The 21,266-nt window shown below is 41.4% G+C and carries 17 protein-coding genes; 10 read left to right on the top strand and 7 right to left on the bottom strand.

Translation table 11 applies throughout. The annotated features are described in order from the left end of the window. Nucleotides 1-2: 2 nt before the first annotated feature. Together ACGHEH_RS09240 and ACGHEH_RS09245 are read right to left on the bottom strand one after the other, a co-directional pair. A complete protein-coding gene (locus ACGHEH_RS09240) occupies nt 3-1,220 on the bottom strand; it encodes an aminotransferase class V-fold PLP-dependent enzyme (RefSeq protein WP_390444359.1) in 1,218 nt (405 codons plus the stop codon). 81 nt (nt 1,221-1,301) lie between these two features. Beyond that, nucleotides 1,302-2,588: a citrate synthase gene (locus tag ACGHEH_RS09245; RefSeq protein ID WP_058029934.1), complete on the bottom strand. Its 1,287-nt coding sequence runs from the start codon at nt 2,586-2,588 to the stop codon at nt 1,302-1,304. A gap of 400 nt (nt 2,589-2,988) precedes the next feature. Between ACGHEH_RS09245 and sdhC the strand changes: the two genes are divergently transcribed. The 8 genes from sdhC (at nt 2,989) to sucD (ending at nt 12,810) form a co-directional block, all read left to right on the top strand. Next, the gene (sdhC, locus tag ACGHEH_RS09250; RefSeq protein ID WP_058029933.1) at nt 2,989-3,366 is read left to right on the top strand and encodes a succinate dehydrogenase, cytochrome b556 subunit; all 378 of its coding nucleotides are present in this window, start codon (nt 2,989-2,991) and stop codon (nt 3,364-3,366) included. Beyond that, nucleotides 3,357-3,704, top strand: a complete 348-nt coding sequence (sdhD, locus tag ACGHEH_RS09255; RefSeq protein WP_390444363.1) for a succinate dehydrogenase, hydrophobic membrane anchor protein — start codon at nt 3,357-3,359, stop codon at nt 3,702-3,704. The genes sdhC and sdhD overlap by 10 nt, the downstream gene beginning before the upstream one ends. Further along, nucleotides 3,705-5,477, top strand: a complete 1,773-nt coding sequence (gene sdhA, locus ACGHEH_RS09260; protein ID WP_058029931.1) for a succinate dehydrogenase flavoprotein subunit — start codon at nt 3,705-3,707, stop codon at nt 5,475-5,477. It begins immediately after the preceding gene. 9 nt (nt 5,478-5,486) lie between these two features. Then, the gene (locus ACGHEH_RS09265; protein WP_058029930.1) at nt 5,487-6,197 is read left to right on the top strand and encodes a succinate dehydrogenase iron-sulfur subunit; all 711 of its coding nucleotides are present in this window, start codon (nt 5,487-5,489) and stop codon (nt 6,195-6,197) included. A gap of 83 nt (nt 6,198-6,280) precedes the next feature. Further along, entirely contained in the window at nt 6,281-9,094 is a 2,814-nt protein-coding gene (locus ACGHEH_RS09270) for a 2-oxoglutarate dehydrogenase E1 component (RefSeq protein ID WP_390444366.1), read from the top strand. A 10-nt stretch (nt 9,095-9,104) separates the two neighbouring features. Next, the gene (gene odhB / locus ACGHEH_RS09275) at nt 9,105-10,595 is read left to right on the top strand and encodes a 2-oxoglutarate dehydrogenase complex dihydrolipoyllysine-residue succinyltransferase (RefSeq protein ID WP_390444369.1); all 1,491 of its coding nucleotides are present in this window, start codon (nt 9,105-9,107) and stop codon (nt 10,593-10,595) included. 176 nt (nt 10,596-10,771) lie between these two features. After that, nucleotides 10,772-11,938, top strand: a complete 1,167-nt coding sequence (gene sucC / locus ACGHEH_RS09280; protein ID WP_058029927.1) for an ADP-forming succinate--CoA ligase subunit beta — start codon at nt 10,772-10,774, stop codon at nt 11,936-11,938. Continuing rightward, complete coding sequence (sucD, locus tag ACGHEH_RS09285; protein WP_058029926.1) at nt 11,938-12,810, top strand: succinate--CoA ligase subunit alpha; 873 nt, start codon at nt 11,938-11,940, stop codon at nt 12,808-12,810. Before sucC ends, sucD begins: the two co-directional genes overlap by 1 nt. Before the next feature lie 100 nt (nt 12,811-12,910). Here the strand turns inward: sucD and map are convergent, their stop codons facing one another. The 4 genes from map to ACGHEH_RS09305 form a co-directional block, all read right to left on the bottom strand. Next, nucleotides 12,911-13,684, bottom strand: a complete 774-nt coding sequence (gene map / locus ACGHEH_RS09290) for a type I methionyl aminopeptidase (protein WP_390444372.1) — start codon at nt 13,682-13,684, stop codon at nt 12,911-12,913. After that, complete coding sequence (locus ACGHEH_RS09295) at nt 13,677-13,880, bottom strand: ParD-like family protein (protein WP_138478613.1); 204 nt, start codon at nt 13,878-13,880, stop codon at nt 13,677-13,679. Before ACGHEH_RS09295 ends, map begins: the two co-directional genes overlap by 8 nt. A gap of 113 nt (nt 13,881-13,993) precedes the next feature. Beyond that, the gene (locus tag ACGHEH_RS09300) at nt 13,994-15,217 is read right to left on the bottom strand and encodes a M24 family metallopeptidase (RefSeq protein WP_390444375.1); all 1,224 of its coding nucleotides are present in this window, start codon (nt 15,215-15,217) and stop codon (nt 13,994-13,996) included. A gap of 9 nt (nt 15,218-15,226) precedes the next feature. Continuing rightward, nucleotides 15,227-16,468: an NAD(P)/FAD-dependent oxidoreductase gene (locus ACGHEH_RS09305; protein WP_390444378.1), complete on the bottom strand. Its 1,242-nt coding sequence runs from the start codon at nt 16,466-16,468 to the stop codon at nt 15,227-15,229. Between the two features lie 376 nt (nt 16,469-16,844). On the opposite strand from ACGHEH_RS09305, the gene ACGHEH_RS09310 reads away from it, so the two are divergent. Together ACGHEH_RS09310 and ACGHEH_RS09315 are read left to right on the top strand one after the other, a co-directional pair. Then, complete coding sequence (locus tag ACGHEH_RS09310) at nt 16,845-17,846, top strand: 4-hydroxyproline epimerase (RefSeq protein ID WP_390444380.1); 1,002 nt, start codon at nt 16,845-16,847, stop codon at nt 17,844-17,846. A gap of 61 nt (nt 17,847-17,907) precedes the next feature. Beyond that, on the top strand, nt 17,908-19,410 hold the full coding sequence (locus ACGHEH_RS09315) for an aldehyde dehydrogenase (NADP(+)) (RefSeq protein WP_390444382.1): 1,503 nt from the start codon (nt 17,908-17,910) through the stop codon (nt 19,408-19,410). A gap of 261 nt (nt 19,411-19,671) precedes the next feature. Here ACGHEH_RS09315 and rsmF read toward each other — a convergent pair whose 3' ends face one another. Next, nucleotides 19,672-21,114 (bottom strand): 16S rRNA (cytosine(1407)-C(5))-methyltransferase RsmF, encoded by a 1,443-nt coding sequence (gene rsmF, locus ACGHEH_RS09320; protein WP_390445179.1) that lies wholly within the window; start codon nt 21,112-21,114, stop codon nt 19,672-19,674. Nucleotides 21,115-21,266 lie beyond the last annotated feature (152 nt).

The following is a 21,266-nucleotide window of genomic DNA, read 5'->3' on the forward strand; positions in this document are numbered from 1 at the left end:
TTTTAGATTTCAAGTAAGTCAATGGACTCTTTTAATGCGTGAATAAACGCATTAATGTCGTCACGATTATTATAAAAAGCCAGGCTTACACGGATTGTGCCATCGATACCAAGTGACTTCATTAAAGGCTGTGTACAGTGGTGACCGCTGCGTATTGCGATCCCATAGCCATTCAAAAATGTTGCCAGGTCAAAGTGGTGTTCATTTTTATATCTAAAACTCACTGTGCCAATATTATTTTCAGTATCACCATAAATGATAATGTCATTAATGCTGCGCAACTGAGTTAGCAAATAGTTATAAAGCCTTTGCTCGTATTGTTGCAATTCTTTGTGATCAATTGAATTTAAAAAATCGAGCGCTGCTGAAAAACCAATAACAGCTGAAATATTTGGAGTACCTGCCTCAAACTTGCTTGGTGCATCTTGAAATGATGTCTGTTCAAACGAAACTTCTTTAATCATTTCCCCACCAAATCTTAAAGGATTAAGGGCATTTAATTGGTCATATTTACCATACAAAACTCCCAATCCTGTCGGTCCTAATGCCTTATGTGCAGAAAACACATAAAAATCACAGTCAAGTTTACTAAGATCAGGACGAAGGTGCATAAAGGCTTGTGCGCCATCAACAACTGTAGTTGCTGCAACTTTATGAGCTGCTTGAATAATTTTCTCTACGGGTTGAATATTTCCTAAGGCATTTGAAGCGTGGCTTATGGCCACTATTTTTGGCTTCTGTTCGAAAATTAGCTCAACAGATGATTTTAAATCTAAGATCCCTAATTTTGTGATAGGTAAAACTTTAAGAATACAACCTTTTTCTTTACATAACTCTTGCCAAGGTACAATGTTTGCGTGGTGCTCCAAAGCAGACACGCATATCACGTCACCAGGGTTAAGCTGTGCTTTAATACCATTAGCAATAATATTAATGCTATCTGTCGCACCTGAAGTCCAAACAATTTCTTTATTCTGAACATTTAGAAAATTAGCGACTTTTTCACGGGCTTGCTCAAATGCCGAGGTGGCTTGAGTACTTAGCGTGTGTAAACCCCTGTGTACATTTGCATTTTGCTCGCGATAAAAAGAATCTACACTCTCGATAACTTGTCTTGGTTTTTGGCTGGTAGCACCTGAATCAAGATAGATAAAAAAGTCTTCATTGTTAGAAGTGTTAAAGATAGGGAACTGTTTTCTAAGTTCAGAGATAGGGCACATGCTAAAGAGATTAAGTTAAAATTTTTCAAATTATAACAATAAAAAAGGCCGCGAGTGCGGCCTTTTTTAAATGTTAAAGCATTATCTTTCAGATTTTGCTTTGTAGTCGCGCTGTGTGTAGCCTGTGTAAAGCTGACGAGGACGACCAATTTTGTGACCAGGCTGAGAAAGCATCTCATCCCAGTGTGAAATCCAACCAACAGTACGAGACATGGCGAAGATCACTGTGAACATACTTGTTGGAATACCAATTGCTTTAAGAATGATACCTGAGTAGAAGTCTACGTTAGGGTAAAGTTTCTTCTCGATGAAGTATGGGTCTTCAAGCGCAATTTGCTCTAAACGCATAGCAACGTCTAGAAGTGGATCTTGAATGTTTAGTTCTTCAAGTACTTGGTGACATGTTTCACGCATTACTGTTGCACGAGGGTCGAAGTTTTTGTAAACACGGTGACCGAAGCCCATTAGACGGAATGGGTCGTTCTTGTCTTTCGCCTTAGCAACATATTCGTCAATGCGATCAACTGAACCGATCTCTTCTAACATGTTTAAACATGCTTCGTTTGCACCACCGTGAGCAGGACCCCATAGTGAAGCGATGCCTGCAGCGATACATGCATATGGGTTTGCACCAGAAGAACCAGCTAGACGAACAGTAGACGTTGAAGCGTTTTGTTCGTGATCAGCGTGAAGCATGAAAATACGGTCCATTGCTTTAGCAAGAACAGGACTTACTTCATACTTTTCAGCTGGTACTGAGAACATCATGTGAAGGAAGTTTTCAGCATAGCTTAGGTCGTTACGTGGGTATACAAATGGTTGACCGATGTTGTACTTGTAACACATAGCCGCGATAGTAGGCAGCTTAGCGATTAGTTTAACCGCACTACGGTGACGCTGGTCAGCATCTGAGATGTCTAAGTCGTCATGGTAAAATGAAGAAAGTGCACCAACAACACCACATAGCATAGCCATTGGGTGTGAATCTACACGGAAACCTTGGAAGAAAGCAGCAATCTTCTCGTGCATCATAGTGTTGGTTGTGATTTCTTCTGCGAACTCAGCATGTTGTTCTTCTGTAGGAAGTTCACCATTAAGAAGTAAGTAGCATAACTCGATGTAGTTTGAGTTCTCAGCTAACTGCTCGATAGGGTAACCACGGTGAAGTAGAACACCTTTACCGCCATCGATGTAGGTAATAGATGACTCACAAGAGCCAGTAGACATAAAACCTGGGTCATATGTGAAGTGGCCGTGAGCGCCTAAGGTACGAACGTCAATTACGTCTTGACCAGCAGTGCCAGAGTAAATTGGAAGTTCGATTGGATCATGACCATCAATATGGACTGTGGCTTTTTTATCTGCCATCTATTTATCTCCTATGAAATAACAATGTCGATTGTTATGTTGTGATACTAATGTTAAGCAAATTCAGATCATTTTAACGTATAACAGGGGTATAAAGTCAATTTTTATAAGGATTATGCAAAAATGGATAATAAATATTCTACTCGAGTTTAAATATTATACCATTGGCTAATTCGCAAGCTTCTCAATCTAAACAAGAATTGTAAAAGCACTCTCGGCCTTATATACTGTATGCGGTTTAATACCATGTCGTCTGTGGGTAAACCTATTTTTACAACAAAAATTCGTTTCTGTTGCAAAAAAGGTTTACTTAGAGTGTGTCATTTATACATTCGGTATAAATGGTTTTATAAAAACAAGTAGATGAAGCTCCTTATGTGGGCAAGATGGGCAAGTAACTGTGAAAAAGCAAAGACCTGTAAATCTAGATCTTACGACTATATCTATGCCAGCAACTGCTAAAGCATCAATCCTTCACCGTATTTCGGGTGTGGCATTGTTCATTGCTTTAACATTTGTTATCTGGGCTTGGTCTGAGTCTCTTTCTTCTCCTGAAGGGTTTGAATTTGTAAAAGAGCTATTCACTGGCTTTATTGCAAAATTCATTGCATGGGGCACCTTCGCGGCGCTTTCATATCACCTAATTGGTGGTATTCGCCACATGATCCAAGACATGGGTCACTGGGAAGAATTAGAATCGGGCAATAGCAGCGCTAAAATTGCGATTGCACTTTGGGTAATCGTTGCAATTCTAGCTGGAGTGTGGATATGGTCTTAAATCAAGCAACTCTTAAGCGTGATGGTGTACAAGATTATGTATCATTACGTGCTACCGCGTTAATCATTGCAGCATATGCATTTTTTATCGTTGGTTATTTATTCCTTACCCCTGAACTTACTTATGAAGCTTGGACGGGTTTATTCTCAAACCTTTTTGTTAAAGCAGCAACGTTTATTACTTTAGTGTGCATTATGGTTCACACTCGCATTGGTCTATGGCAGGTACTAACAGACTATGTAAAAGCATCTGCGTTGCGTTCAGTTTTAGGTTTCGTATTAAACCTTATGGCCGCTGCTTACGTAGCAATTGGTCTATTCGTTTTATGGGGTGTTTAAGTGAAATATAATGTTCGTGAATTTGATGCAGTAGTAGTAGGCGCCGGTGGTGCTGGCATGCGTGCTGCTCTTGCGATTTCTGAATCAGGCAAAAGCTGTGCCCTGATCTCTAAAGTATTCCCAACTCGTTCGCATACAGTGTCTGCGCAAGGTGGTATTACAGTTGCTCTTGGTAATTCTCATGAAGATAACTGGGAATGGCACATGTACGATACGGTTAAAGGTTCTGATTACATCGGTGACCAAGACGCTATCGAATACATGACTAAGACAGGCCCAGAAGCTATCACAGAACTTGAGAACATGGGTTTACCATTCTCGCGTTTCGAGAACGGCCGTGTTTACCAACGTCCATTTGGTGGTCAATCTAAAAACTTCGGTGGCGAACAGGCTGCGCGTACAGCAGCTGCAGCTGACCGTACAGGTCACGCACTTCTTCACTGTCTTTACCAACAAAACGTTAAAAACAAAACCAACGTATTTTCTGAGTGGTATGCGTTAGACCTTGTTAAAAACGACAAGGGTGACGTTGTTGGTGTAACAGCCATCTGTATTGAAACAGGTGAAGTTGTTTACTTCAAATCAAAAGCTGTTGTACTTGCAACAGGTGGTGCTGGTCGTATTTATGCGTCTACAACGAATGCACACATTAACACTGGTGATGGTGTTGGTATGGCAGTTCGTGCAGGCATTGCTATGCAAGACATGGAAATGTGGCAGTTCCACCCAACGGGTATTGCTGGTGCAGGTACACTTGTAACTGAAGGTTGTCGTGGTGAAGGTGGTTACCTTCTAAATAAAGACGGCGAGCGCTTTATGGAACGTTATGCGCCAAATGCTAAAGATTTAGCAGGTCGTGACGTTGTTGCACGTGCAATGATGACTGAGATCCGTGAAGGTCGTGGTTGTGAAGGTCCTTGGGGTCCACATATCAAACTTAAGCTTGATCACCTCGGTGCTGAAATGCTTAATCTACGTCTTCCTGGCGTTTGTGACCTGTCTAAGACATTCGCGCACGTTGACCCGGCAGAAGAGCCAATTCCTGTAATCCCAACTTGTCACTACATGATGGGTGGTGTACCGACTAACGTAAATGGTCAAGTACTAAACGTGAATGAAAACGGTGACGAGCGCATCGTTGAAGGTTTATTCGCTGTTGGTGAGATTGCATGTGTATCTGTACATGGTGCAAACCGCCTAGGTGGTAACTCACTACTTGACCTTGTTGTATTCGGTCGTGCAGCAGGTAACTTCTTAGGTACTTACCTGAAAGACTTCGAGTCTACAGGTGATGCGACGCAAGATAACATTGACGAAGCATTTGCTCGCTTTAATCGTTGGGAAAACTCTGAACCTGGTAAAGGTGAAGATCCTGCGCAAATCAAGAAAGATTTACAAGAGTGTATGCAGCTTAACTTCTCGGTATTCCGTGAAGGTGACTCAATGGCAGAAGGTCTTGAGCAGCTTAAAGCTATTCGTGAGCGTCTTAAGCACGCGCGTCTTGACGATAAGTCGTCAGACTTCAATACACAACGTATCGAATGTCTTGAGTTAGACAACCTTATGGAAACTGCTTACTCTACAGCCGTAGCTGCAAACTTCCGTACTGAAAGCCGTGGTGCTCACTCTCGCTTTGACTTCCCAGAGCGTGACGATGCAAACTGGCTATGTCACTCATTACATCACCCAGAGTCAGATGTGATGACTAAACGTGATGTAAACTTTGCGCCGACTACGCGTGAAGCATTCCCACCTAAAGCACGTACTTACTAGGAGTTAACGATGGCAACATTAGAATTTTCTGTTTATCGTTATAACCCTGATGTGGACAATGCGCCACGTATGCAGGATTATAAACTCGAGGTAGAAGAAGGCCGTGATATGATGGTTTTGGATGCACTTTTATTATTAAAAGAGCAAGACCCAACACTTTCTTTCCGTCGTTCTTGCCGTGAAGGGGTATGTGGCTCTGACGGTTTAAACATGAACGGCAAAAATGGCCTTGCATGTATTACTCCGTTATCTGCATTAAAGGGCAACAAAGTTATTTTACGTCCTTTACCAGGTTTACCAGTCATTCGTGACCTCGTTATCGACATGACTCAGTTCTACACTCAATATGAGAAAGTTAAACCTTTCTTAATTAATGATAAGCCAACAGGCGGTATTGAGCGTCTTCAGAGTGTTGAAGATCGTGAAAAGCTTGATGGTCTTTATGAGTGTATTTTATGTGCTTGTTGTTCAACATCTTGTCCTTCATTCTGGTGGAATCCAGATAAGTTCATCGGTCCTGCAGGTCTATTACACGCTTACCGTTTCTTAGCGGATAGCCGTGATACTGCGACTGAAGAGCGTCTGAAAGATTTAGATGATGCATTTAGCGTATTCCGCTGTCACAGTATCATGAACTGTGTAAGCGTATGTCCAAAAGGCTTGAATCCAACTAAAGCCATTGGTCAGATTAAATCTATGTTGTTAAATCGTTCGGTTTAATCCATAGTTAAATCCACAAGATGGCATCTGCAGATGCCATCTTGTTTTAGTTTAATTTCTGCGCGAATAAAAAGGGCTAATTAATGCACGAAGGTGTGATGAAGGCATGGCTAGAATCTTCGCATTTATATGGCGGAAACGTAGCTTATGTAGAAGAGCTTTATGAAGCGTATCTAGACGATGCGACTTCAGTGCCAGAAGAATGGCGTGAGGTGTTTGATCAACTTCCTAAAGTTGATGGTGTGGATGTTGATGTAAAACATTCAGAAGTGAAAGCACAATTTGCTGAACTTGCGAAAAACAAACACAGAGAAGTAGTTGTTGCAGCAGCTGGTACTACAGATGCTAAACAAGTACGGGTACTACAGCTTATCAATGCGTTTAGATTCCGAGGCCATCAAAATGCAAACCTTGATCCGTTAGGTTTGTGGCAACGTGAACGTGTTAGAGATCTAGATTTGTCTTACCATGATCTAGATAATGCTGACTTAGACAAAGAATTTAACGTTGGCTCTTTTGCTTGTGGCAAAGAGACAATGAAACTAAAAGACTTGTATGCAGCCTTGAAAACCACTTATTGTGGTTCTGTTGGTGCTGAATACATGCATATCACTTCTACAGAAGAAAAACGTTGGTTACAAAAACGTTTAGAATCTACCTTCTCACAGCCTCAATTTAGCAAAGAAACTAAACTTAGAATTCTTAAAGGTCTAATTGCAGCTGATGGTCTTGAAAAGTATTTAGGTGCAAAATTCCCTGGTGCAAAACGTTTCTCTTTAGAAGGTGGTGATGCATTAGTACCTATGCTTAAAGAGCTTATTCATCGTGCCGGTGAAAGCGGCCAAGAAGAAGCTGTAATTGGTATGGCACACCGTGGTCGCTTGAACGTTCTTGTAAACGTACTAGGTAAAAATCCACAGGTTCTTTTCGATGAGTTTGCTGGCAAATACGGTGAACTAGCAGGTTCCGGTGATGTTAAGTATCACATGGGTTATTCGTCTGACTTCGCTACCAACGGCGGCGATGTTCATATGGCGCTTGCATTCAACCCATCTCACCTTGAAATCGTTAATCCTGTAGTAATGGGGTCAGTAAGAGCACGTCTTGACCGTTTAGGTTGTAAGAATGGTTCTAAAGCACTGCCTATTACTATACACGGTGACTCTGCAATTGCTGGTCAAGGTGTTGTTCAGGAAACATTCAACTTATCACAAACACGTGCATTTGGTGTAGGTGGTACAGTTCGAATCGTTGTAAACAACCAGGTTGGTTTCACAACATCTAAGCAAGAAGATGTTCGTTCTACAGATTATTGTACTGACATCGCAAAGATGGTTCAGGCACCAATCTTCCACGTGAATTCTGATGACCCAGAAGCAGTGGCGTTTGTAACTCAGCTAGCACTTGATTTCCGTAATCAGTTTAAACGCGATGTTGTTATTGACTTAGTTTGTTACCGTCGTCACGGTCACAACGAAGCAGATGAGCCTAATGCAACTCAACCACTGATGTATCAGAAGATCAAAAAGCACCCAGTTCCTCGTCAGCTTTATGCAGACAAACTCGCTGCTGAAGGTGTAATTTCTGCTGACGAGTCAAAAGCGCTTGCTAATGAATACCGTAATGGCTTAGACAACGGTGTATGTGTTGTTGAAGAAGTAAAAGAAGAAACTAAGCACTCGTCTGATTGGTCTAAGTTTGTAGGTCATGATTGGGATGTAGCTTACGATCCTAAAGTGTCTGTTGAGAAGCTGAAAGAGCTTGGAAACGTGCTTGCTGCTTATCCAGAAAACCACAAAGCTCAGTCTCGTGTTAAGAAAATTTATGACGACCGTAAAGCAATGGCGAGCGGTGATAAATTACTAGACTGGGGTATGGCTGAATCTTTAGCATATGCAACTTTAGTTGATGAAGGCACAGACGTCCGTATGACAGGTCAGGATTCTGGCCGTGGTACTTTCTTCCACCGTCATGCTGTTGTTCACAACCAAGAAGATGCATCTGTTTACTTACCTCTACAGAATATTCGTGAAGGTCAGGGCGCATTTGAAGTTTACGATTCAGTTTTATCTGAAGAAGCTGTATTAGCGTTTGAATATGGTTATGCAACAGCAGAGCCTACTTCACTGGTTCTTTGGGAAGCGCAATTTGGTGACTTCGCTAACGGTGCTCAGGTTGTATTTGACCAGTTCTTAAGCTCAGGCGAGCAAAAGTGGGGTCGTTTATGTGGTTTAACTATGCTTCTTCCTCATGGCTACGAAGGCCAAGGTCCAGAGCACAGTTCTGCACGTTTAGAGCGTTACCTACAACTATGTGCTGACCATAATATGCAGGTGTGTGTTCCTTCAACACCAGCGCAAGTTTATGCAATGCTTCGTCGTCAATCAGTTCGACCTTTACGTCGTCCTCTGATTGTTATGACGCCTAAGTCACTATTACGCCATCCTCTAGCTGTTTCTTCTCTAGAAGAGCTTTCGGAAGGTGTTTTCCACAACATGATTGACGAGATTGACGATATCAATCCTGAAAATGTTGAAAGAGTGGTTTTCTGTAGCGGTAAAGTTTATTACGAGCTACTTCAAGAACGTCGTAAGCTTGAATTAAACAATGTTGCTATTGTTCGTGTTGAACAGCTATATCCATTCCCCCATCAGGAAATGGAAGACATCATGTCTCGCTATCAACATGTTAAAGATTTCGTATGGTGTCAAGAAGAGCCACAAAACCAAGGTGCTTGGTATTGTTCTCAACACCACTTCTGGGAAGCAATCCCAGCAGGTGCAAATCTTTCTTACGCAGGACGTAAGGCTTCAGCTGCTCCAGCATGTGGTTATATGTCTACTCATACTAAAGAACAAAACGCGTTAGTTGCTGACGCATTAACAATTAAGAAATAAGGGATAAGAGATGACAACCGAAATTAAGGTTCCAGTTCTTCCTGAGTCAGTAGCAGACGCTACTGTCGCGACTTGGCATGTTAAAGTTGGTGACGCTGTATCACGCGACCAAAACTTAGTTGACATCGAAACTGACAAAGTTGTTCTAGAGGTAGTTGCACCAGAAGATGGTGTCATTGTTTCTATCTCTGAAGATGAAGGCGCAACTGTATTAGGCGAGCAAGTGATTGCTCAACTTGGTGCTGCTGGCGAAGCTGCTGCACCAGCTCAACAATCAAATGAACAAGCTGCACCAGTAGCTGCTGCAGCAACAGAAGGTAAAGACGTGGAAATTAAAGTACCTGTACTTCCAGAATCAGTAGCAGACGCTACAATTGCAACTTGGCATGTTCAACCTGGTGAAGCGGTAAGTCGTGACCAAAACCTTGTTGATATCGAAACAGACAAGGTTGTACTAGAAGTTGTTGCACCTGAAGACGGTGTGATGGGTGAGCAGATCCATGCTGAAGGTGAAACTGTACTTGGCGAACAAGTGATTGGTAATATCGTTGTTGGCGCTTCTGCTCCAGCGGCGGCACCTACTGCAGACGCGGCACCAGCTTCTGATGAGTCTTCAGACGTATTAACACCTTCAGTTCGTCGTTTAATCGCTGAAAAAGGCCTTGATTCTTCACAGATCAAAGGTACAGGTAAAGGTGGTCGTATCACGAAAGAAGACGTTGATGCATTCCTTAAAGCACCAGCAGCTAAGCCAGCTGCAGCACCAGCAGCGGCATCGGCACCTGCAGCGCCTTTAGGTGACCGTTCACAGAAGCGTGTACCTATGACACGTCTACGTAAAACAATTGCTAACCGTCTTCTTGAAGCTAAGAATTCAACAGCAATGCTTACTACGTTCAACGAAGTTAACATGAAGCCAATCATGGACCTTCGTAAGCAATACAAAGATGTATTTGAAGAGCGTCACGGTATCCGTTTAGGTTTCATGTCTTTCTATGTTAAAGCAGTAACTGAAGCACTTAAGCGTTTCCCTGAAGTAAATGCGTCAATCGACGGTGATGACATTGTTTACCACAACTATTTTGATATCAGCATCGCGGTTTCTACTCCACGTGGTCTAGTTACACCTGTACTTCGTGACTGCGATAAGCTTTCAGTAGCTGAAATCGAGAAGGGTATTCGTGAATTAGCACTTAAAGGTCGTGACGGCAAACTAACTGTTGACGATATGACAGGCGGTAACTTCACTATCACAAATGGTGGTGTATTCGGTTCATTACTTTCTACACCTATCATCAACTTACCTCAGTCTTCAATTCTTGGTATGCACAAAATCCAAGAGCGTCCTATGGCTGTAAACGGTAAAGTTGAAATTTTACCTATGATGTACCTAGCGCTTTCTTACGACCACCGTCAAATCGATGGTAAAGAATCAGTAGGCTTCTTGGTAACAATTAAGGAACTTCTTGAAGATCCAACGCGTCTTCTTCTAGACGTATAATCGTTATTGTTTAGATATTAAGCTGTATGACACATCATACAGCTTTTTTTTTGCGGCTTTGGTCTAACTAGGGTTTTCATACTTAGCCTTGGGATCTATACTAGGGGCGCAATTTGGGATAGCTGTTTATGAACTCATAAATAGCTTTAATAGTATAAGAAATTGGATAAAGCATCATGAATTTGCATGAGTATCAGGCAAAACAACTTTTTGCCGACTATGGTTTACCTGTATCTGAAGGTTTCGCTTGTGATACACCACAAGAAGCAGTTGAAGCTGCTGGTAAAATCGGTGGTGACAAGTGGGTTGTTAAATGTCAAGTGCACGCAGGTGGACGTGGTAAAGCTGGCGGTGTAAAACTAGCTGACAGCAAAGACGAAATCCGCGCATTCGCAGAAAACTGGTTAGGTAAAAACTTAGTAACTTACCAAACAGACGAAAAAGGTCAGCCAGTTGCTAAAATCTTAGTAGAAAGCTGCACTGATATTGCAAATGAATTATACCTAGGTGCTGTTGTAGACCGTGCTTCACGTAAAATCGTGTTCATGGCTTCAACTGAAGGTGGTGTTGAAATCGAGCAAGTTGCTGAAGAAACACCTGAACTAATTCACAAAGCAGAAATCGATCCATTAGTAGGCCCTCAGGCATACCAAGGTCGTGAGCTAGGCTTCAAACTAGGTCTAACTCCTGCACAAATTAAACAGTTCACTAAGATCTTCCTTGGTCTTGCGAACATGTTCATCGATCACGATTTCGCACTTCTTGAAATCAACCCTCTAGTAATCACAGATGCTGGTAACCTTCACTGTCTAGACGGTAAGATCGGTGTAGACGGTAACGCATTATTCCGTCAGCCTAAGATCCGTGAATTCCACGATCCTTCACAAGAAGACGCACGTGAAGCTCACGCAGCAAGCTTCGAGTTAAACTACGTTGCGCTAGACGGTAACGTTGGTTGTATGGTTAACGGTGCAGGCCTAGCAATGGGTACTATGGACATCGTAAACCTACACGGTGGTAAGCCAGCTAACTTCCTAGATGTTGGTGGCGGTGCTACTAAAGAGCGTGTTGCTGAAGCATTCAAGATCATCCTTTCTGATGACAATGTTAAAGCAGTTCTAGTTAACATCTTCGGTGGTATCGTACGTTGTGACATGATCGCAGAAGGTATCATTGGCGCTGTTAAAGAAGTTGGTGTAAACGTACCAGTTGTTGTACGTCTTGAAGGTACTAACTCTGAACTAGGTCGTGAAGTTCTTGCTAACTCTGATCTTGACATCATTGCAGCTGAGTCTCTAACTGACGCTGCTGAGAAAGTAGTTGCTGCTGCGGAGGGCAAATAATGTCTGTTTTAATTAACAAAGATACTAAAGTAATCTGTCAAGGTTTCACTGGTGGTCAAGGTACTTTCCACTCAGAGCAAGCTATCCAGTACGGTACACAGATGGTTGGTGGTGTTTCTCCAGGTAAAGGTGGTACAACTCACCTAGGTCTTCCTGTATTCAACACTGTACGTGAAGCTGTAGAAACTACTGGCGCAACTGCATCAGTAATCTACGTTCCAGCTGCGTTCTGTAAAGATGCTATCCTAGAAGCAATCGATGCCGGTATCCAGCTGATCGTTTGTATCACTGAAGGCATTCCTACACTAGACATGGTTGACGTGAAAGAGAAGCTTGAGCAAACTGGCGTTCGTATGATCGGTCCTAACTGCCCAGGTGTTATCACTCCAGGTGAAACTAAAATCGGTATCATGCCTGGCCACATCCACAAACCAGGTAAAGTAGGTATCGTATCACGTTCTGGTACGCTTACCTATGAAGCAGTTAAGCAAACAACTGACGCAGGTTTCGGTCAATCAACGTGTGTTGGTATCGGTGGTGACCCAATTCCTGGTACTAACTTCATCGACGTACTTGAGATGTTCGAGAAAGACGAGCAGACTGAAGCTATCGTAATGATCGGTGAGATCGGTGGCACAGCTGAAGAAGAAGCAGCTGAGTACATCAAGCACAACGTAACTAAGCCAGTTGTTTCATACATCGCTGGTGTTACAGCTCCTCCAGGTAAGCGCATGGGTCACGCTGGTGCAATTATCTCTGGTGGTAAAGGTACAGCTGATGAGAAGTTCGCTGCACTTGAAGCTGCAGGTGTTAAGACTGTTCGTTCACTAGCTGACATCGGTGTTGCACTTAAAGAAAAAGCGGGTTGGTAATCTAACTTCGCTTAAAAAAGGCTCCTAAGGGAGCCTTTTTTGTATCTAGAATTTTGAAAGCTAAAAGCTAAAAGCTAAAAGCTAAAAGTCTATAAACAACTTAAATTTGTTCTCCTTCGCGAAGTGTGAGTACTTCAAAACCGTCTTTTGTGACAAGAATAGTGTGTTCAGCTTGTGCTGAAAGTTTTCTGTCTTTAGTTACTACAGTCCAACCATCTTTCTTTGTTTTAACTCGAGCTGTGCCTTGGTTAATCATTGGTTCAATGGTGAAAGTCATGCCTTCTTTTAAAGTTAGGCCAGTGTTAGGGCGGCCATAGTGTAAAACATTTGGCTCTTCATGCATTTCTCGGCCTATACCGTGGCCGCAATACTCTTTTACAACCGTGTAGCCAAATTTACTCACATAATTCTGTATTGCAAATCCAATATCTCCTAGCTTTGCACCTGGCTTTACAGTTTTTATACCTAACCACATCGCCTCAGTTGTGACTTTGACCAGTTCTCTGGCATCAGGTTTAGCATCTGGCATGACATACATTTTGCTTGAGTCTGTGATAAAACCATTTTTCTCTAAGGTAATGTCGATATTGACGATATCGGTGCTTTTTAAAATCTGGCTTGCACTAGGTACGCCGTGACAGACTACTTCGTTAATTGAGCTATTTAGACAATATTGATATCCGTATTGTCCTTTTGAAGCAGGGCGCGCCTTTAATTCATTAACGATATAGCTTTCTACTTGCGAATCTATATCTAGCGTTGAAACCCCGGGTTTGATGAAATTATCGAGCATTTTGAACACTTGGGCGAGCAACTTGCCTGATTCTCGCATCAGTGCAATTTCATCTACCGATTTAATGGTAACTTCATTCATTCAGTGATGCCTCTTTTTGTCGCTGTAACATGAGCTCTTGTTGAATTAACTCGTTAAATGTTTTGTCAGGATGCATTTCGCATAAGCGACCTATTTTTATCCAAAATTCGGCTTGTGAGTTGATAGAGCGAGACATAACTGACGACGTTGTACGAATTTCTTCGTGTAGTTCATCTGAAATTTTTACAATACCCATTATATATTCCATATATAAAACGTATATACATTGTATAACGTAAAATAAAAAAAGGAAGCGAATGCTTCCTTTGGTTTGCTTAACATTACATCTAAAATGTTTTTATAATTTTTCTATTTTTCCATTCCAAATGGATCATCAATACTATGACTTGGCTCGGTAAACCATTTAGGGCCGTTTTCCGTCATATAGAAATGATCCTCAAGGCGAATACCAAACTCATCAGGGATCACAAGCATAGGCTCGTTACTAAAACACATGCCTGGTGATAATAGTTGCGGGTTATTCTTTACAAGGTAAGGCCATTCATGAATATCTAAGCCGATACCATGGCCTGTTCTATGTGGACACCCAGGTGTTTGATAATCAGGACCAAGATCAACTGACGCTAAATAATCTCTTGCTGCTTTATCTACATCGCCACAAGTATTACCAATTTGTGCCGCTTCAAATGCAGCAGCTTGCGCATTTTTCTCATGTTTCCACATACTTCTTTGGCGCTCTGTAGCATCACCAAAAACAAATGTGCGGGTGATATCCGATAGATAATCATGTACTTTACAGCCAGTATCAATCAGAACCACATCACCTTCTTTTAATGTCTGCGGATCTTTCACACCATGGGGAAACGAGCTTGCTTTACCAAACAGTACAATGACGAAGTAGTTTCCTGATGGAGCGCCCACTTTTTTATGGGCTTCGTTGATGAAAGCTTCAACTTCTGTCGTGGTGATCCCTTCATGCAACATGCTCGCCGTTGTCTTATGTACTTCTAAAGTCATGTCCATAGCACGTTGAATAAGCTTTAATTCGTTGTCTGATTTATGCATACGACAATGCGCAGTGACTTCTTTACCGTTAATTAGTTTAAGAGAAGGAGCAAGGTTACGAATACCATCAAAAATGAAAAACGCTGCACTTTCATCAATGGCAACTTTAGCATCAGAGCCAATGCCATACTGTTCAAGCACGTTTAAAAATAATTGGTAAGGGCTTTGTTCCTCTTGCCAGCCGTGAATCGGACCTTCAACGACTTGGTAATCTAATAGTGTGCCAATTTCGAAATAAGGCGCGATGAATTGTACATCGCCTTTTGCTGGTAATATAGCACCGACCATGCGCTCACTGGCATACCACTGCATTCCGGTGAAGTATTTTAAATTCGTGCCTGCATTCAAATATAAAGCTGCAATATCGTTGTCTTGCATATAGCGCTGCGCTTTTTCAATACGCTGCTGGTATTCTTCGATGCTAATTGGCTTTAAGTCATGAGTCATATTTTGTAATGACTCTAAAGCTTCTTGTTTGGTTTTCGTACCAACGCCTAATGGCTTCATATTTTGCTCCTAGAATCTGTCTATTCTGTAGGGGGTTAAATCTATGCTAGTTTTCTCACCTAAGCAAAGTTGTGAGACGATTTTTGCCGTAATTGCCGCTTGGGTCAGACCTAAATGTTGATGGCCAAAGGCAAATACAATATTTTTATTATTGGGTGCTGTATTTAATACAGGTAATGAATCAGGAAGAGAAGGGCGATGACCCATCCACGTGGTTTTAACGGTTTGTTTTTCGATACCGTTAACTAGCGCTTTAGCGTGATCTAAAAGCATGGTTGCTCTTGTCATGTTTTCAGTTGCTTCTAGTCCTGCAAACTCGACTGTCCCTGCTAGTCTAAGCCCTTGCTTCATGGGGGTAATAATAAATTGTCTATCGGCTGAAGCAACAGGACGTTTCAAACAAGTCGAATTATCAACCATGGCATGGTAACCACGCTCGGTATCTATCGGTACTTTAAAACCAAGTTGTTTTGCTAAAGGTTTGCTCCAAGCGCCGGTTGAAACTACCACTTTTGCAAACTGATGTTTAGCACCTGATGCGAGCTCTATCATGACGCCATTTTTGTTCGGGATAATTTGTGTCACTTTATCTTTTTTAAATACTAAGCCCTGAGACTCTGACATTTTATATATAGCTTGGCATAAGTCATATGGGTCAACGCTGTGGCCAACCTCAGTAAAATATAAAGCTTGTTTAATGTTCTTGCTTAGACTTGATTCTAGTTCAAAAACCTCATCAGCTTTTAAGTGTTTAACTACAACGCCATTAGCTCGAAATGATTCAGCGATAGACGCAGCCAGTTTAAAATCTTCATGTTCAAAGCTGAGTAGGCTGCCATCTACATGGACCAACCTTTCGAAATTCTCCTCACCTAATAAAGTTTTATATGCAGGTAATGAGGCTTCGTTTAATTGCCTAAGTGCCTTGGTATGCGCACTAAATTTTGACTTAGACATATTGATTAGGAAGCGAGTGAACCAAGGTAAGGCTTTGAATAGATATAACCAATCTATTCTTAAAGCGCCTTTTGGATTTAACAACATACTAGGAAGTTTTGGTAATAAACTCGCTTGTGCAAGTGGGAAAACTTGTTCTGTAGCGAAGTGACCGGCGTTACCTTTAGAACATTTTTCTGCAATACCGTGTTCATCAAATAATGTGACTGAAAAGCCAGCATCAGTTAGACTTTTCGCATTACAAAGCCCAATGATCCCAGCGCCGATAACAGCAATATGTTGCTTTTCTTGCATCGATTGTCTCCAAAATACCTTGAAAGCCTAATTTCAAGATATTGCATGTCTCTATTTTATAGTTTGCATAGAAAACTTTGTTCGTCTTCAAACTGTAAGATTTCTTAATAGTTTCAGTTGCTTAATCTTTTAAATGTCAATATACGTTTAGAACGATAAAAACTTTTAATGAAAAATACATAGTGGAATATTGAACATTGTATACAATATGCGTAGGATGTAAACCATAAAAGGTAAAGAGGAAAGACAATGGACATTAATTGCCAAGTTTTGTATTCAGTAGTTGCTCCGCAATTAAATGAAAGTTTTACGAATCTACTTCAAAATGCTGTGAACACGAATACGGCTCTTAGCATAGTCAAGCAGGGTTATTAATATGCGTAAAGGGACATTTTCTTGTATCGATGGCCACACTTGCGGCAACCCAGTACGCTTAATCACTAGCGGTCACCCTTACCTTAAGGGTGAAACAATGAGTGAAAAACGTCAGCACTTTCTTGCTGAGTTTGATTGGATCCGTCAATCACTGATGTTTGAACCGCGCGGGCACGATATGATGTCAGGTTCATTTATTTATCCACCAACAACCGATGATGGCGATGCGGCTATTTTATTTGTTGAAACATCAGGCTGTTTACCTATGTGTGGTCACGGCACCATTGGCACAGTAACGTTTGCACTTGAAAACGCACAAATGCATCCAAAAGTACCCGGTAAATTAAAGCTAGATACGCCAGCAGGGCGTGTAAATGCTGAATACTCTATGGTTGATGGAAAAGTTGAATGGGTAAAAATATTCAATGTGCCAGCTTTCTTAGCCTATGAAAATATTGAAGTTGATGTGCCAGAGCTTGGCAAGTTAACGGTAGACATTTCTTATGGTGGTAACTACTACATTATTGTCGAACCACAAGAAAACTTCCCGGGTATTGAAAATTGGTCTGCCTCTGAAATTCTTAAATATAGCCCGCTTGTTCGAACAGCAATCAATGAGTTGCTTGAGTGTGTACACCCTGAAGATCCAACCGTAAAAGGCGCGTCGCATCTTCTTTGGACTGGCAAACCAAAGCACGCAGAATCAAGTGCAGCCAATGCGGTTTTCTATGGTGATAAAGCCATAGATAGATCGCCATGTGGCACCGGCACCAGCGCAAGAATGGCGCAGTTATTTGCCAAAGATAAATTACAGCCAGGCGAGGAATTTATTCATGAAAGTTACATCGGCAGCCAGTTCGTAGGGTGCATTGAAGGTGTTACTGAAGTAGCGGGAAAAACAGCAATCCTACCAAGTATCAAAGGATGGTCGAAAGTAACGGGCACTAGCAACATTAGCGTGGATGATAGTGACCCGTATGCTTTTGGCTTTCAAGTTGTATAACAAATTTAAACTAGACTAAAACTAGCATTTAGTAGCTGGTTTTTTCATTGAGGAGAAAAAGATGGAAATTAGCGGTGCAAGCTTTATCGCAGGTGAATGGTTAAAGGATGCGGACGCATCAGTATTTCATGCCTTTTCACCAAAGCGCCATGAGCCAATCGATACTCAGTTTTTCGAAGCAAGCCAAGACATGCTTGCAACTGCGATCAATGAAGCTGAAAAAGCATTTAAAGTTTATAGAAAGACTTCTCTTATTGAGCGTGCAACATTCTTGCATGCCATTGCAGATGAAATAGAAGCCCTAGGTGATCAACTGCTTGAAGTGACTCACGAAGAGACAAACCTGCCGTTTGCCCGTTTACAAGGCGAACGCGGCCGTACTATGAATCAGTTACGTGCTTTTGCACAAGGTTTAGAGCAAAGCCAAAACGGCATTGTGAACCTAAGTGTATTAGACGAGGCAGATCCTGCACGTGCACCGTTAGCTAAGCCGCGCACCCAACTTGATTTTATCCCTGTTGGTGTTGTTGCTGTTTTCGGAGCTTCAAACTTCCCTTATGCGTTCTCGACACTAGGTGGTGATACGGCATCGGCACTCGCTGCAGGTTGCCCTGTTGTTATGAAGAGCCATACTGCTCACCCAGCAACCAGTGAGTTAATGACCCGAGCTATTGAAAAAGCGATTGAGAAGTGTGATATGCCAAAAGGTGTATTCTCAATGATCCAAGCGAAGAAATACGACATGGCACATGCACTTGTTGCAGCAGAGCCAGTTAAAGCTGTTGGTTTCACAGGCTCAATGTCTGTCGCGAGTAAATTAATCGACACGATTAATACTCGTAAAGAAGCTATTCCATTCTATGGTGAATTAGGCAGTATTAACCCGCAGTTTGTGTTACCAGAAATGGCAGCACAAAATGGCGAAGAGCTTGGTGCGAATTTATGTAATTCAATGTTGATGGGCAATGGCCAATTTTGTACTAGCCCAGGTCTTTGGTTAGTACCAAATAGCTCAGTTGCATTACAAGAAAGCGTTAAGAAAACTGTGGCAGCAAGCAGCTCAGATACATTATTATCACCAAATATTCTGAATAGCTTCAAACAAGCCATGGTTGAGCGCACAGATATCGAGGGTGTAGAGCTTTTGGCAGTGGCAGAGTTATCTGAAGAGTTTCATGCAAATGCCCATATCTTTAAAACTGATATTGGCACTTACTTGAATACACCTTCATTACATGAAGAAGTGTTTGGTCCAGCTGCTATGTTGGTAACATATGACTCTATGGTACAGTTAGAAACCTTGGTTGATAAGTTAGAAGGTCAGTTAACAGCATCAATTCATGGCACGGGTAATGATTTAGCATCGGCGTCTGATCTAAGTGAAGATCTACAATACAAAGTAGGGCGTTTAATCGAGAATCAAATGCCTACTGGCGTTGAAGTTTGTGCATCAATGAACCATGGTGGCCCATTCCCATCTTCAACAGATGTACGTTCAACCTCTGTTGGCTTGAATGCGATTCAACGTTTTTTACGTCCAATATGCCGTCAAAGTGCGATGTAATCTAAGTATTGTATTGCTTTATTCGCATATTTAATGCAAAAAAAGACCCAGAGTACAGATTACTCTGGGCTTAGGGGACGGCTCATTTGAGCCAATGCGTTAACTTAAAACACCTTTCTAACAATCAGGGAGAAGTAAGAAAGTAATTTAATTGTAGTTAACTCTTAACAAAAACTACAAATAAACAACACAAAATAAAATCTATAATTATCAGTGGTATATATCCTTATAAGAAATTAGTCTAAAAACTTATTTCGACTGCTAGAGCGACCATTCAATAACGCGATTATTCATAACCAAATCTCTAGGTAATGAGTTTTTGATTTTATTTTTCTGCCATTTCCCTAAGCCTATTGGCGAGCCACAAAGGGTTAAAATAACCTCACCACTATGATTAGAGACTGTTTCAAGTCGAATATCTTTGCCTTGATAATAATCTGCGGCTTGTGATTGGGTAAGCGCATAGGTGTTATTTTCTGCAAGTTTCCCAAGTGCTGTTGCAAATTCATGTTCAAGCCTCACGCCATTTTTATGGGTTGTGCCTAACTTGATCCCGATACGAGAATATTTGATCTTGTTTTCAATTTCAGAGAATCTTTCAGGAAAAAGCCAGAGCTCTTTGTCACGAACTGTCAGCTCACCTGGTAGTGATTTAATTCCAAACTGTTTTTTGATTGCTGACATGAAGCTATTTGTTAACTTTGTTTCAGCCGATGAAAACGGGAAAGCGCCTTTTTTGGTTTTTAAATTCGGGTTATCAACTGATTTTAACTTTTTAAATTTAGCGATGAAAAAGCCTTCGCTGTCAAAAATCTGAGGCCATACATGCAAATAGCCTTCTGAAGTACAGGCTTTATCTGCATTTTCAAACAGTTCATTTAATGGTTCGATTTCAACACAGTCACCAAATTGCTCAAGCAGATACAGACAAACCGCTTGGTTTTCAACAGGCGTGAGTGTACAGGTTGAGTAAATTAAAGAACCACCGGGTTTCAGAGCAAAGAATGCGCTCTTGATAAGTTGTTTTTGTACATTGGCTATATCAATATTTGACGCAACAGACCAATTTTTTAAAGCGTCAGCATCTTTTCTGACTGTGCCTTCACCAGAACAAGGTGCATCAAGCTGAATGTTATCGAAACACTCAAACATATAATCGCCAAAGACAGCACCGTCAAAATGAGACAGTGCACAGTTATGCACGCCCATACGCTTCATATTTGCAGCCAGTACTTTTAAGCGTGAAGAAGAAAGCTCGTTTGCAACCAGAATGCCTTGGTTATTCATCATTGCGGCTATTTGCGATGTTTTTGACCCAGGGGCAGCAGCCACATCTAGGACTATACCATCTTCTTTTAAACTTGATTGAAGCGCCATAGGTGGCAACATTGAGCTGGCTTCTTGAACATAAATACCACCACTCAAGTGAATATCCGTGTTGCCAAGAGGAAGGGCTTTTTCCTCTTCAGCACTTCGCTCAAGCCAAAAACCGGTGTCACACCAAGGAACAGCTTCAATTTTCCAATTATTCGCTGTGCAATATTGCGTAAATTCATTGACTGTAATCTTCAATGTATTCACTCTGACTGAGCGCCTAAGGGGTTTTTGACAATACTCAATAAAAGATTCAATACTCAAGCTGTCAGGTAAATAGGTTTTTACATCGTCGATGAAATTCTGTGGTATGAAGGTATCGGTATTCAAAATAATCTCTAGCAAATTTGCTTTTGACATGATTTTATCATTTAAAGGATAAATTTCTGTCAAATAAAAAAGATGTTTAGTGTAAAAATCTAAATTTACTCAAATATTCGTATTTAAACATATTCTAGTTGGTACTAAAGTTTATAAATTGT

Origin of the sequence: Pseudoalteromonas sp. MTN2-4 (genome assembly GCF_042848605.1) — a bacterium.
In the GTDB taxonomy this organism is placed as follows: Bacteria; Pseudomonadota; Gammaproteobacteria; order Enterobacterales; family Alteromonadaceae; genus Pseudoalteromonas.